Origin of the sequence: Wolbachia endosymbiont (group A) of Cydia amplana (genome assembly GCF_964028495.1) — a bacterium.
Taxonomy (GTDB): domain Bacteria; phylum Pseudomonadota; class Alphaproteobacteria; order Rickettsiales; family Anaplasmataceae; genus Wolbachia; species Wolbachia pipientis.
Map to the genome: position 1 here is coordinate 469,358 of NZ_OZ034792.1, position 14,457 is coordinate 483,814.

Annotated in this window: 13 protein-coding genes; 6 read left to right on the forward strand and 7 right to left on the reverse strand. The window is 34.0% G+C overall.

Annotated features, from left to right (window positions below; translation table 11 throughout):
• Complete coding sequence (gene prfA, locus ABWU40_RS02365; protein ID WP_015588867.1) at positions 1-1,080, reverse strand: peptide chain release factor 1; 1,080 nt, start codon at positions 1,078-1,080, stop codon at positions 1-3.
• Positions 1,081-1,178: 98 nt separating this feature from the next.
• Here prfA and yihA point away from each other — a divergent pair, with 98 nt between their 5' ends.
• From yihA to ABWU40_RS02390, 4 genes are all read left to right on the forward strand, one after another.
• Positions 1,179-1,772, forward strand: coding sequence for a ribosome biogenesis GTP-binding protein YihA/YsxC (gene yihA, locus ABWU40_RS02370; protein WP_015588868.1), 594 nt, complete (start codon positions 1,179-1,181; stop codon positions 1,770-1,772).
• Positions 1,773-1,776: 4 nt separating this feature from the next.
• Positions 1,777-2,688, forward strand: a complete 912-nt coding sequence (argB, locus tag ABWU40_RS02375; RefSeq protein WP_015588869.1) for an acetylglutamate kinase — start codon at positions 1,777-1,779, stop codon at positions 2,686-2,688.
• Between the two features lie 392 nt (positions 2,689-3,080).
• On the forward strand, positions 3,081-3,542 hold the full coding sequence (gene dut, locus ABWU40_RS02385) for a dUTP diphosphatase (RefSeq protein WP_353279302.1): 462 nt from the start codon (positions 3,081-3,083) through the stop codon (positions 3,540-3,542).
• A gap of 78 nt (positions 3,543-3,620) precedes the next feature.
• Positions 3,621-4,259 (forward strand): hypothetical protein, encoded by a 639-nt coding sequence (locus ABWU40_RS02390; protein WP_353279304.1) that lies wholly within the window; start codon positions 3,621-3,623, stop codon positions 4,257-4,259.
• 118 nt (positions 4,260-4,377) lie between these two features.
• Here ABWU40_RS02390 and nusB read toward each other — a convergent pair whose 3' ends face one another.
• The 3 genes from nusB to yidC are packed head-to-tail and all read right to left on the reverse strand — an operon-like array spanning position 4,378 to position 6,975.
• The gene (gene nusB, locus ABWU40_RS02395) at positions 4,378-4,860 is read right to left on the reverse strand and encodes a transcription antitermination factor NusB (protein WP_353279306.1); all 483 of its coding nucleotides are present in this window, start codon (positions 4,858-4,860) and stop codon (positions 4,378-4,380) included.
• On the reverse strand, positions 4,860-5,288 hold the full coding sequence (locus ABWU40_RS02400) for a 6,7-dimethyl-8-ribityllumazine synthase (protein ID WP_015588873.1): 429 nt from the start codon (positions 5,286-5,288) through the stop codon (positions 4,860-4,862). The genes nusB and ABWU40_RS02400 overlap by 1 nt, the downstream gene beginning before the upstream one ends.
• Positions 5,266-6,975 carry a membrane protein insertase YidC gene (gene yidC, locus ABWU40_RS02405; protein WP_015588874.1) on the reverse strand — a complete coding sequence of 570 codons (1,710 nt, stop codon included), beginning with the start codon at positions 6,973-6,975 and terminating at the stop codon, positions 5,266-5,268. Before yidC ends, ABWU40_RS02400 begins: the two co-directional genes overlap by 23 nt.
• 134 nt (positions 6,976-7,109) lie before the next feature.
• On the opposite strand from yidC, the gene ABWU40_RS02410 reads away from it, so the two are divergent.
• Entirely contained in the window at positions 7,110-7,613 is a 504-nt protein-coding gene (locus tag ABWU40_RS02410; protein WP_141456867.1) for a TIGR02281 family clan AA aspartic protease, read from the forward strand.
• Between the two features lie 6 nt (positions 7,614-7,619).
• Here the strand turns inward: ABWU40_RS02410 and secF are convergent, their stop codons facing one another.
• The 3 genes from secF to ABWU40_RS02425 all read right to left on the reverse strand — a co-directional run bounded on the left by secF (position 7,620) and on the right by ABWU40_RS02425 (position 12,882).
• The gene (gene secF / locus ABWU40_RS02415; RefSeq protein WP_141456869.1) at positions 7,620-8,495 is read right to left on the reverse strand and encodes a protein translocase subunit SecF; all 876 of its coding nucleotides are present in this window, start codon (positions 8,493-8,495) and stop codon (positions 7,620-7,622) included.
• 206 nt (positions 8,496-8,701) lie between these two features.
• On the reverse strand, positions 8,702-10,756 hold the full coding sequence (locus ABWU40_RS02420) for a hypothetical protein (protein ID WP_174516768.1): 2,055 nt from the start codon (positions 10,754-10,756) through the stop codon (positions 8,702-8,704).
• A 173-nt stretch (positions 10,757-10,929) separates the two neighbouring features.
• Entirely contained in the window at positions 10,930-12,882 is a 1,953-nt protein-coding gene (locus ABWU40_RS02425) for a heme lyase CcmF/NrfE family subunit (RefSeq protein WP_264723577.1), read from the reverse strand.
• Between the two features lie 312 nt (positions 12,883-13,194).
• On the opposite strand from ABWU40_RS02425, the gene ABWU40_RS02430 reads away from it, so the two are divergent.
• Complete coding sequence (locus ABWU40_RS02430; RefSeq protein WP_015588878.1) at positions 13,195-14,436, forward strand: hypothetical protein; 1,242 nt, start codon at positions 13,195-13,197, stop codon at positions 14,434-14,436.
• The last annotated feature ends 21 nt before the right edge of the window (positions 14,437-14,457 follow it).

A 14,457-nucleotide genomic window follows, 5' to 3' on the forward strand; every position in this document is an offset into this window, starting at 1 on the left:
CTAACTTTCCCCTGCCAATCTTTCTGCTTCATTACGTGAGATTAATGCCTCAATAAATTCATCTAGTTCGCCTTCTTTTATAATCTGCTCTAGCCGATGTGAAGTTAGATTAATTCTGTGGTCTGTTATTCTTGATTGTGGGAAATTATATGTTCTTATGCGCTCGGAACGATCACCAGAGCCAATCTGACTTTTCCTCATTGTTGACCTTTCCATTTCTTTTTTTTGTCTTTCAATTTCGTATAGCCTTGCCCTCAATACTTTGAGCGCTTTAGCTTTATTTTTATGCTGCGATTTTTCATCTTGCTGTATCACAACTATCCCTGTTGGCAAGTGGGTGACCCTTACTGCGCTGTCAGTTGTATTCACTGATTGCCCTCCAGGACCACTGGATCTATAAACATCTATTCGTAAGTCTTTTTCTTCTATTTTAAAGTCAACTTCTTCTACTTCAGGTAATATCGCAACAGTAGCGGCAGAGGTATGCAACCTTCCTGAGGATTCAGTTTCTGGCACTCTCTGTACTCTGTGCACCCCTGATTCAAATTTCAACCTTGCAAAAACTTCTGTTCCATTAATGAGTGCAGAAGCTTCCTTATAGCCACCTATACCTGTATTAGAAATGCTTATTGGCTCGAACTTCCAATTTCTTCTTTCTGCATATTTTTGATACATACGAAATAACATTGCTGCAAATAATGCTGCTTCTTCTCCGCCTGTACCTGCTCTAATTTCTAATATTGCATTTCTTGAGTCATCTTCATCTTTGGGCAGTAATGCTAACTTTAATTTTGCTTTTATTTTTGGTAATAATACCTTCTGCTTTTCGAAAAATTCTTCTTTTGCTAACTCTTTTATATCACCTTCGCTGTTTTCATCTTTCATTATTTCTTCTAAGTCTGAAATTTCCTCTTTCAGCGTGTTATATTCATCAATTATCTTGATTATTGGCCTGAGCTCAGAGTATTCCTTTGAAAGGGTAATGAATTCTTTTTGACTTAAATTGGTAGGATTTTCCAAATTCCTCTCTATATCATTAAATTTTTTCTTTAAGTCTTGTAAATTATTTTCCATATCCATATAGCACAGATCTAGCTAAGTAATATATACTGAAATAAAAAATTTCTTATATCAAGCAATAACACTATAATATACCTACTACCTTCTAGTTGAATATAATGGCAAAACAGATAACATCAAACTGCAATTTCATATTTGGAGCTTCGGACATAAAAACATTACCAGATGAATCGGCTCCAGAGATTGCGTTTGCTGGTAGATCAAATGTAGGAAAATCCAGTCTGATTAACTTACTGATAAACAGCAAAAAAGCTGCCAGAGTTTCCTCTAAACCTGGATGCACTAGACAAATAAATTTTTACTCTATGTACAATGATAAGTTCAGGCTTGTTGACCTGCCAGGGTATGGTTATTCTCATGCAGGTAAGGAGGAAATTATACAATATTTAAACTTAATTGAGTATTATCTAATTCAAAGAAGAAATCTAAGAAGAGTGTTTGTGTTGATAGATAGCAAGGTAGGATTAAAAGAAATAGACAAAGACTTCATTTATTGGTTAATATATAATAACATTAACTTTAACATTGTGCTAACAAAAATAGATAAAGTAAGTCAAAAAAGCTTAGGTGCTGTTATAGAAGATATTCAAAAATGGATTAATAATGAGAATGTGTCAATTCATCAAATGAGCATCCGTGTTAAGCATAAAATAACCAAGGTAAGAGATGAGTTTTTCAAGTTTACAAGATAAAAAAATGAAGAGTAGCGAATTTTTAAAGGGTGAGGTATCATTTGAACAAAAAGCAGAAATATTACTTGAAGTGCTATCTAACATACCTAGCTTTGTAGGCGAGACTTTTGTCATTAAATGCGGTGGTACAATAATCTTAGATGAAACACTATTTAATACTTTTGTGCATAATGTTGTCTTGTTGAAGCAGCTTGGTATAAATCCGGTAATAATTCATGACGGAGAATATGAAATTAACTCGGTGTTAAAAATGCTGGGTATGGACAGTAAGTTTGTGAATGGTATCAGACTTACAGACAAAGACACTATGAAAATCATTGAAATGGCACTGTGTGGTTCAGTTAATAAAAAAATTGTTCAGTATATAAATTCTGCTGGTGGTTCAGCTATTGGATTATGTGGAAAAGATGGTAACTTAATTAAAGCCGAAAAAATAACCGCTACGCTTAGAGAAGATAGATCAAATAATATCGAAAAGATATTAGACATGGGGTTCATCGGTAGACCCACTGAAATCAATCCTGATATATTATTTTTTATTGAAGAATCAGATTTTATACCAGTTATTGCACCAATTGGTCATGGAAAAGATGGGGAAACATATCATATTGATGCCGATAGCACTGCAAGCGCAATCGCAATCGCAGTTTCTGCATCTAAAATGATAATCTTGAGTGACACAGATGAAGAAATAGATAAAATTGGTGGCAGGAAGATATCTGTTAAAAATTTAAATGCATCGATTGATTGTGGGAAAATTAAAGGGGAAAAATTTATTGAAAGGCTTATGGCATACGTTAAAATGGCGGAGGAATGTGCTGGAGTTGTTCACATAGTTGATGGTAGAATACCTAACATTATGCTTGATTTATTTACTGAGAGTAATGCAAGCATATCGATTGTGAGTGATTTATAGCTATACTGCTTACAACTACACGAATACCAAGAGGGTGTCATTCAAGTAGCTGACACTGGAATGACAGCAATCTACGTCATACCGCGATTCATTCGCGGTATCTCTAGATCCCGCTAACAAGTAGCGGGATGACGGTTGTCAGGGTGTCATCCCAGTGCCCAGACACTGGGATCCAGAAGACTTAATTTCAACCAAGTGGCTGCATAATAAGGACTAGATTCCAGACTGGAATGACATCATAGGGGCACTGGGATGACAAAAAAAGGAGCACTGAACTTGTCAAGGAATTTTATGGCCTAGCGTCACGCGCTGGAATGACATCATTTACATTTATCACTTTTGCAGATACAATTTACATGCTATAATTGAGTCTTCATAGATGGTAAATTGGAGTGCAAAGAAGTAAAATTAAAGTAGAAATAAAAAGATTATCACACGAAGAAGACTTGTCTCTTCCATGTTATGCAACTACGCAGAGTGCTGGTATGGATCTTTATGCTGCATTGAATGACTCTGCTGTTTTAAATCCACTTGAGAGATTACTTATTCCAACTGGAATTGTGATTGCAATACCAAACGGTTTTGAGGGGCAAGTACGCCCACGTTCTGGTCTTGCTGCAAAACATGGAATCACTGTCTTAAACTCTCCGGGCACTATAGACTCTGATTATCGAGGTGAGGTTAAAATTTGCCTAATTAATCTAAGTAATCAACCATACGAAATAAAAAGAGGAGATAGAATCGCACAAATCCTTATTTCTCCGGTATCTCAGGTAATTTGGGATGAGAGAGAAGAGTTCTGCACAGAAGAAACCGGTCGCAATGCAGGGGGCTTTGGCTCAAGTGGTAGGTAACTTACGAAAAAGCTTGACTATGACAATTTTTTTATACACAATTTAAGCATATTAATATTTTATTAAACGAGGTCGTTTATGCTAACTTTTCAAAATCACTGTGGTCAATTTCACAAAACAAATACTGCACTTGTTGCACTTACTTCTTTGTATATCATAGGCGCAGCAATAGCACTTTCAGCACCATATTGGGTGTCTTCAACTTGCATGCTTACTCCACTTGCAGCTTTTGCAGCTACACCACTTGGAATCGGTATATTAGCAATTGTTGCTGTTGCACTAACTAGTCTAGCAATATACGCTATCAGCAAAAACAATAAAACATCTGAGTTGAAAGCTCCGAAGATTGTTATTAAGGATGGTACAGTAATGTTACAAGTAACAAAAGAAGTGCATGAAGATATAAAAGCAAATAACCAAAACAAGAATGAAAAAGGTGAGGTTATAAAAGATAAATATCGTATAAACTTCAGCTTAGAAGGCAAAAATTACTATGTTACTGGTGAAATTGGTGATGGTAAAGCGGAGTTTGGTGATACTGTATTCTTAGGTATAAATTCACTAGAAGTGAAAAACAAAGAAGGTAAGTTCGAGACAGTAGATAAAACAGAATGGAATAAAACATTAGGTTTAAACAAAAATGAGAATAAAGGAGTTAACACTTATTTAGGCTCGCTTATTGTTGAACAAGTTGCTTCTCAACAACAAGGAAAATAGACAGTATGGCCAAGTGAAGTAAAAGAGGCAGGCTAAGTCTGCCTCTTTATTTTTTAGTGTCAGTTACTCAATGGGAATTGCCTTAAAAAATAAACTTTTATATAGTTGTGAGAAGCTGCTAAGGATTTTTATTTAATTTAACTTCATCTTTTGCCTTATCCAATAACCCATTAATAAAACCAATTTCGCTTGGTTTATCAAGTAAATCAGATGCAATGTTAGTATATTCATTAATGACAACTGGAACTGGCGTATCACAATTAGCTAACTCACATATTGCAACACGCAAAATAGATAAGCTTATAAGATTTAACCGTGAAAGGGACCAACTTGGGTGTAAATAAGACTCTATTATTTTATCATATTCTTCACTGCTTTTTATAACCTTATATAACAAGTTTTCTAAGAACTGATGTTCAAATTCTTCACATTCAAATATATCTTTCAACTTATTTATGTAGTCCTTAAGCTCACAATTTCCCAGTTTAAAAGTGCTTTTGTTGTAACCTACGAAAATATTTGAATAAGCAATTTGTACAGCAAGAAATCTTGCCGTGCTTCTTTTTATGCGCCACTTTTTATCTACTGGTTTTTCCTCCATTATTTTAATTTATTGTGTAAATCTATCATATGCAAAACAGTTGAGGCTGCATGGCCACCAACGTTCTTTTTGTTTTTATCAGCTCTAACTAGTGCTTTATCTTTGCTGTCAGCGGTAATTACGCCCATACCAAGGGGCATTGCATAATGCATAACAACTGCATTTAAGCCTTCAATTACTCCTTTACAAACATATTGATAATGATCGGTTTCACCGCGAATTACGCACCCAAGAGCTAAATAACCATCATAATTAGTATGCCCACTCTTGACTGCAAAAAGAATTGTAGCTGGTATCTCAAATGTACCAGGAACCTCAACTACATCGTAACTGGCATTACTGCCTTTTAATTTATCAATTGCACCTTCAAGCAAAAGGTTCGCTATTTCAGTATAATAAATCGAATTAACTATTAGTATTCTCGACATTTACTACCACTTTTTTTGTTAAAAACAACTTTATTAATGATTGTTGAATTAGAGTTATAATATTACTAAATATCCAATATATTACCAGGCCGGCAGGAAAAGAAGAAAAAATAAAGACAGAAATGTAAGGTAAAAACTTCATAACATTTACTTGAATATCATCTTTACTGGTTTGATCTTTCTCACTTAGCTTCTGCTGAATTATCATGGTGGCACCGAAAATTATAGGTAAAATGCCTATAGAAATAGGAAAGTTATAATTAAACAACCCAAATAATGTAAAGATGTTCGTTGGGTCAGGAGCTGAAAGATCCTTAATCCATAAAAAAAAAGGAGCATGCCTCATCTCTATAGTAACAAATAATACTTTATATAGAGCAAAAAATACCGGTATTTGTATTAGCATGGGAAAAATGCTCGACATTGGATTTACGTTGTTTCTCTTAAACAATGCAATTGTCTCTTTATGCTGCTTTAAGCTGTCATTTTTATACAACTCTTTTACACGAGTTAGCTCAGGCTGCAAGCTTTTCACCTTGAACATTGAAACATATGATCTATTAGATAAGGGAAGCATCAAAAGTTTGATTACTAAAGTCAGCAATAATATTGCTAAGCCAAAATTCTTTAAAACGAAGTTAAAGTATTCAAGCAGTAAAAACACTGGTTTAGTTATAAAGTAAAGAACACCAAAATCTACAGCTTTATCAAACAAAGGTATATTGAGAGTATCCTTATAAGAATCCAGTAAATTCAACTTTTTTGCTCCAGCAAAAAAATAATTCACATTAGAAGTGCTTGCACCAGGAAGTATACTCTTATAAGACTTAACAAAATCTACTTGAAATTTATCAATATCATTAGCGTTAGTATGTTTAATGCTTACATTTATTTTATCAGATTTTTCAGGTATGATGGCTGTGAGCCAGTATTTATCAGCAAAACCAAACCAATTTTTTTCACTTGTATTTGCTTTTATTAAATGTTTCTTGGAGATATCCTTATACGTCCACTCCTCCAGTTTATTATCAAATGCACCCAGTACTCCTTCATGGGATATCCAATAAGATTCGTTGATATTGTCACGTTTACGGTTAATTTTACCATAAGGAACCAAAACTACATTATCTTTTGTGTTATTTTCAACAATCTGCTCAATTTTAAACATGTAGTTATCGTCAAGGCTAATTTTCATTTTAAACACAATGCCATTTTCATTATCCCAAAATAAATTGACCTCTTTTTGATTGAGTTTCTCTGCTTGCCAAACTGCCTTAGAATCTGGAACTTTAATCTTGTTATTCGGATCGAGCCACCCAAATTCTGCGAAATATACATCTTTTGATTCTGCAGGTGACAGTAACACCACTTGTGGAGAAGAAGAATTCGGTTCTAAGTGGTAATTAGTTAAAATTAAGTCATCAAACCTTGCACCTTTCAGAGAAATTGATCCTTTAATCATGTTATTGGTTAAACTAACCCTCTGTTCTCGAGTAGAATTAATAATTTCAGAACGATTTTGGTATATTATAGGAGCAAGGTCGTTAAAAGATTCGATATGTTCAATATTTTCAATCAATGGCTGGTTTTGGTTTGTACTAAAAAAATTATCATAAATAATACGCCAAGACACCATGATTAACATGGAAAGGATAGCTGCCAAAATTAAACTTTTTGCTTCTGACATGAAATTAAATCAAACATATCTTCTTAAAGTGTATACTAAATATTGTACTAAAACAATGAAATTTACTTATTTTTAATAATAACTTTTAACGCTAATCTTTAAAATTTATTTTAATAGCTTCAAATTTTAACAATATGAACGCGGTAAAAAATCTAGTTATTTGGTTACTAATAATAGCCACTACTGCAATGCTTATTGATTCACAAAGGGACAAATTAAGCGACAGATTTCTCAGTACTTTTTTACCATATAAAGGAAGAATTCAAAATAGTGGAAGTATCGAATTTACGAAATCATACGATGGACACTTTTATATTCAGGCTCAAGTCAATGATAGCAATATAACGTTTTTGCTTGATACTGGAGCAACCGATATTGTTCTATCACAAAAAGACGCATTACATGCTGGTATTAACTTACAAAACGTTCAGGATTTTAAAATATATGAAAGTGCGAAAGGTCAAATAAAAGCTGGAGTGGTCCAAATACCTCAAGTTAAAATAGGAAATTTTTTGATTAATGATGTACAGGCAAGCGTTAACACTCATTCTATGTCTCATTCACTACTTGGAATGAGCTTTTTAAGGTATTTTCATTTCACTATAAGAGATAATAAGTTGATATTATACCGCGACTAAACACTTCTACAATCTACTTATCAAAGCTCTGTAGGTCAATATAGGAGCAGAAATAAATATTGCAGAACAAGTGCCAATCAAAATACCAAAAAAAATGATCAAGCTGAAGTCTCTCACTGCATCTGTGCAGATTAATACCAAAGGAAGAGCAGCAAGAAGGGTTGTACCAGAAGTTAATATAGTGCGAAATAATGTAGTGTTGATACTTGCATCTACTACCTCACTCATCCGCCCACTTTTACCACTCCTGCGATACTCTCGAATCCGATCATATATAATTACTGAGTTATTGATTGAATAACCAATGACAGTAAGGAGAGCTGCAACTGATGAAATATTAAACTCAATGCCAGTTAGGCTAATAAAACCAACAGTTAAAATCACGTCATGAATCAGTGCTGTTATTCCACTGAATCCACATTGCCAATTAAATCTAAACCAAACGTAAAAAAATATTCCAACAATCGCGATCAACATGGATAACATTCCTTCAAATATTTGTGTTGAGCTTATTTGTGGGCCAACATAGTCTATTTTACGATAGCTTATTGAGCTCCCCAGCTTTTCTTCTAGTATGCTTTTTATCTTTTTGATTTTATCTTCATCTCCTTCATCTTTAAAACGCATGACTAAATTATCACCCGCTTTTGAACTTTGCACTGTAAAACCATTTTCTTTTAATGCATCGAGAATAGAGTGATTCTCATCTGAAGATTTTATCTCTATCAAAATCCCGCCTGCAAAGTCTATGCCTAAGTTCACTCCACGCAGCACAACAGTGAATATTGAAAAGATGATAAGAACAATGCTAATTAATGCAGTCAAATCCCTATATTTACTAAACTTGATATCGAGGTTATCTGGAATGAGTCTAAGTGCCATCTTCTTTAATTAAAGTAATAATTTGAATTCTATATACTTTTCAAAAAGTTCACTAGTTTATTTTGTGATTGTTTGACTATGTAAATTTTTCTGTCAGTTATTCTTGTCTGTCAATTAAGTTCTATCTAGTGCAAACTTTGCAATTTTGAAGTACATTACAAGAGCAAAATACTGCCAATTTGGACCATCATTTTATCTCTGCAAGCTTATCCCCCCCTTGCTATGTTAGCAACGCAACCTAAGCTAGGTTCCTTCATAGCAGTGTTAGGTACACTGCCATATCTTTCAAAACTTTCATGCTCTATAGCTTCCTCAACACTTTTTCCTCCTAAAAGACAGTTTTCCCCTAAACTTTTTCCCCTATTTTTTAACTCATTAAACCTTGCTCTGTTTTCCCCATCAATCTCCACTTTTATTTTATTGCTGCCTTTCTCACTAGGACTTAGATAAATACTTATCTCTCCTACCTCAGTAGTAAAAGACATTTCAATACCACCTTTTGAGACATCCATGTAATTTCTTTTTCCCCCTATTTCTTCTACATTTTCAACTCTTACTATACTTTCTCCAATTTTGAGTATGCCAACTCTTAAATTTAAGTCTTTGGCTTTTTCATTGTTTAGGATTTCTGCAACTTCAACAATACTATCTTGCGAGTACTCTATACAAAAATATCTATTATCCTTGTCTACTCCTAATACATTTTGAGTCTGCTTGCTTTTGTTTACAATACTTTCATATGCTAAACCTTTTAGCTTGCTTTCAATTTCCTTACATTTCTCAGAAAGACCATCATCAAATCCATTACAAGTAACTATCTGCTCAAACTCATTCCCATCGAAAAAATTATGGCGTTTTACTTTCCCACCTTCTAACAATAAATTACTAACAATGCTTTTGATAATGTCCTCTTCGGACACTTCATTTTTTTTGTTACAGTTTTGACCTTTACTTTCTTTGTTACAGTTTTTATCTTTACTTTGATAGGGAAAGTTATCAAATACAAAAGTGTTACTTCTGTTACTTATATGACTACCACTAGTAAGATCTTTTATTTCTTCAAATACTGTATTTGTTACAGTTTTGTTACAACAACTACATTTTAAATTTAACATTACTTCTTTTTCTAAGTATTTAGCTACTATGCACTTAATACTTTCTGGAGTATTTTTTATATCTTTTTGTTCATTTTGTTCTGTTATACCTCTCACCTCCCCACAGCATTTATCAATCAGATCCTGTTTACTTTGAGTTAACGACATTTTTAGTTTCATAAAAAGTGAGTCTTTTAGAAAAGGATTATCATCTTCTAGGTCCCGATCATTTTCTGAATCCAAATCATCTGTTAACTCCATTGAATCAAGATTACCTGAACTATAGTACGAACCCTTTTTTGAGTCCGAACTATCTTCTGAGTTCCCATCACTATCTGACCAATTGTCAACTTTCGGAAATTCTGAGCTTTTCTGTTCACCTTCAAAAGTCTGATTACTACCGTCAGCGCCCTTTGTCAAATTTTCTTTACTTTCACAAGAACCATCTAAACCATAGCCCTCATTCCCTTTTGGATCTGAATCATCTGGATTACAATCAGAAGTTATTTCTGTATCTTCAGAAATCTGTTGATTATCACTTTCACCTAACAAACCACCATTTGTTGGATTACATACATTTTCTGTATATTTTTGATTATTTTGTGCTTCTATTTTCTCCTTTTCGTACAACAGTTTAAACTGATCCTCATCGTCAGAATTGTGACCTGAATCACAAATTACATGATCATTGCAGGTAGAATTATGCTCTTGACTAATCAAGGAAAGCTGAATTAGATTGCTAAAAACAATATTATCTAGCTGTACTGAATCAGTACTTTCAAAAATTTGTGGATTATTACTTCCGTTTGGCAAATTACCTGATAAACCAGTCTGATGATTATTTTCACCTACCCAACCATCAGTTGGTGTTGGAATGCATATTCCTGTATATCTTTGGCTATCAAGAGAATCATTAGTTAATTGTACTGCTGTATAAGTTGTCCGGTCATCCTCATCATCGGAACTAATACCTGAATCATGGCCATCACCTTCTTCAATCTTTTGAGTTTCTATATCGTGTTCATTTATTTCGCTCGACGAATCATAGTTGGAAGGGTTATACTGTTGATTAGGACGTTTAAAAATTTGACGCCAATCGCTGTAAGGCTCCTTAAAATCGAAAGGAGTGCGTATAACTTTTTCCTTGCCTGATACCCCACCATTCATATTGTATAACCATTACTCACTAATCCCTTAGTGAATATCGTAATATATAGGTCTGTCAATAAAAAAATATAACTTTCTTTGGTTCTAACCTTTGCAAATCAGTATCTATAGCTCGGTAATTTCTCATACGTTGCACTCTGGACCTAGGAGCGTTGTTAATAAATCCACGACAGCTAGACAATCCTTGCTCGTCCACTAAAAGGAAAAGCAGCAAGGAGCGAACCAAAAGCGATAAGAAAGGATCCAAACCAGATTATAGACATTCCAGGTTTATAGTGCACTTTAGCTGCAATTTTGCTCTTACTCTTATCAATTTCTCCAATTACAACATAAATATCAGAAAATAAATTGTGGTAGATACTGCTTTCAACATTTTTCTGACCTTCCACAAGGTAAAATCTATATTCAGGGGTTATCTCACCTAATATCTTATTATTCAGCAAATTCCTGATATCCATTGTACCCCTCACTGCATGGAAATTTTTTTCTTTTATTAGCTCAATATTTCGTAAAGTAACTTTAAACTTATTGACTGTTATGCTATCCCCTATTTTTAAGTAATTTTCTTTTTTCTCCTGCCAACCAACCGAATATGCTATACCAAGCACTAGAATTGCCACTCCAGCATGAGCTGCCATCATTGCATAGTAGGATTTAGAAACTTTTTTTGCTAATAAAATTGATTCGCTCTTAAATAAACGAATTCTTTTACTGTATGCTTCTAAAACAAAGATTAATAATGCTATGGAGATAGTAATTGATAGCACAATTATTAGCTCCATGTGAAAGATAAACGGCAAAATAGCTGCAGCACTGCAGAATGAAAATCTATATTCGCGGAATATTGGCAATAGACTATTTCCCTGCCAACTGCAGTATTGCCCAATTATCGTGAGGGCTAGAATAGCCAGTGCAATAGGATTAAATAAAGAATTGTAATATGGTGCTCCAACTGAAATTAATTCACCGGTTAAATATTCGAGCACTGTAGGGTATAAAGTGCCAACGAACACAATGAAAAAGGCAGTGATGAATAATAAATTGTTCATCAGCATCATCGTAAGGCGTGAAAAGAGTCTTCTACCCTCTGTCACTTGAGTAGCAAGTTTCTTTTCAGATTCCAGTGTCACGCACTGGAATGACATTGCAGATGTGTGATTTTTTCTCGTAAACACTACAAATATTACTAAGCTACTGACTGTAATTACACCAAGTAGCGCTAATATATACAGTCCATACCTTGGGTCATCTGCAAACGTGTGCACTGAGGTGAGTATTCCTGAGCGGACTAGAAATGTTCCAGTCACACTCAATATAAAAGTTGTAAGCGTAAGTAAAATAGCAAAGTTCTTTAAAACATTGAAATTCCGTACCACGAGCAACAAATGTGTCAGCGCTACTGCAATTAGCCACGGCATCAAAGAAACGTTTTCCACTGGATCCCAAAACCAAAATCCACCCCACCCAAGTTCGCGATATGCCCACCAGCTACCCAAGCTGATGCCCAAAGTGAGCAGCGACCAAGAAATAAGTACCCAAGGCCTGACAATTTTAGCCCAAACATTTCCTTCAACTTTTGCAATTAATCCAGCTATAGAGAGCGAAAAAGGAACGCTAAACCCAAGGTACCCCAAATATAATATCGGTGGATGAATAGCAAGGCCTATATCTTGCAATATCGGATTAAAACCCAGTCCATCTGTTTCAATGCCTGGCATTTTAGTGAAGGGGCTGGATTCAAGTAAAGTGAACAGTAAAAAACAAAAGCAAATCAAGCCTTGGGTGATCAAGGATACTTTCTTCAATTTACTGCCGTTATCAATAAAAATACCCATCAGAAATAGGTAAAAGGTAAGCACTAAGGTCCAAAGCAACATAGATCCTTCTTTATTTCCCCAAACACCACAAATCTTGTAGATCAAAGGTTTTGTTGTGTGTGAGTGGTAGTATACGTTTTCGAGTGAGAAATCATTTGTAATGTGGCAGTAGATCAAAATAGCCATTGATGTTGATACACAAAAAAATATGGCAGTGGTAATAAACCGACAAGAACTAAGCGGTAAAAACAAATATGTCAAAGACAATAAGCAGGCTAGCAATAGCAATATATTCCCAAGTTCAGGCATAAAAAATTATAGTTTTTATATAAACAATATTACTGATGACAAGTAAGAAGTTAAAGTGTTAATTGACACTTGCTATTGATGCTATAGCTAAAGTGGCTTAGGTTTACCTACAATTTGAAAAACAACAAATTCGTCATTCCGCTACTCGTTAGCGGAATCTATACCGCGAATGAATCGCGGTATGACGTAGGGAAATCTTTCTTGGGTCAGCTATAGCATAATGCTCCCATAGTTAGCTGTGCTAGTATTAGTTAAAAATTAAATATTAAATCTTTATACTTTTATAGATAGCGTTAATATTGAGGTAACATTGTGGGTACAACTAAGATTAGTAAATTTCCATTCAATATAAAAGGTAAAGTGGCAAAACAACATGCCGAACCAATAATCGAAAAAAATCTCTATACTATTTTAGGATTCAAAGATATAGAAGATTTTGAAAATAAGACAAGTAAGCTTGTTAATAAAAAAGTTTGGCAATCATTTGTTGACTGCTTTGCAAAAGAAATAGATTATGCAGCAACCGAAAAAGTTGTAAAAAGCATCGTTTGTAACATTGCAAAGAGTGATCGCGGTGATGCTTTTACCAAAGCTGAACGTCTAATATTAAATGAAAAACAAGGTGATAAAAAGAGAGAAAAAGCGATTAGAGAAGCTATTAGTATTTTGAGAAAAATCAATCCAGAAAAAGCCTTTAATGAACTTTCAGTAATAAAAAAACAAGCTGAAGATTTTTTACAAACCGATTTTTATAAAGCTCAGAGTAAACCACTTCAAGGATTTGCTCCATCTGGTGGACAGCTCTTTGCGGAAGTTCTAAAATATATAGAAACACTAGAAAAATTAGCTGAAGTTAAAAAGGAAGAGCTAGTTAAAGATTTCTTGTTAAATCATGTTAGTTCATTGAATAAAAAGTATCCTAAATCACAAGGTAAAAGGGAAGATGCTATAACAATACTATCAAGTGATGAGTTGAAGAATTTTTACAATAAAGGTGTAAAAGAAGGAATATTACAACCAATGGTATCTTACAAAGGATGCAGAAACCTGTATGACAAAATGAACCAGATAAAAAATGAATCCAAAAGTATAATTAAAAGAGAAGAACGGGAAGAAAATTTAAAGAAAATAGATAAGTCGATAATCAGCGCAATTAATGACATAAAAAAACATAGAGAAGCAATCCTTAACTGTAAAGACTTTCAAAATTCTTACATAAAAGAGAAAAAAGAACATCCATTTAGAGGCAACGCATGTCAAAAAATGATTGACATATATCAAGAGAGAATTGTTGGATATCAGGAGAAAATTCGTCAAAACTTAAACCAAATAAAAGCGATATTAAAAAGTGCGCCGCAAGAAATGGATGATGTGGAAGAATTAGAGGAAATAATCGATGGTATACATGAAGCAAAACAGTTCGATGAAGATTTTGATTCAGCTTTAATTTGTTTATCGAACATGCAGAATGAGCTAGATATTCAACTGGAAAATCCTCCAACAGAGCTAAGAGTTTCACACATTAACGTTAAAACTGAGCTAACTAGGTTATAAGGGCGGGGTTTTTGGGATAAT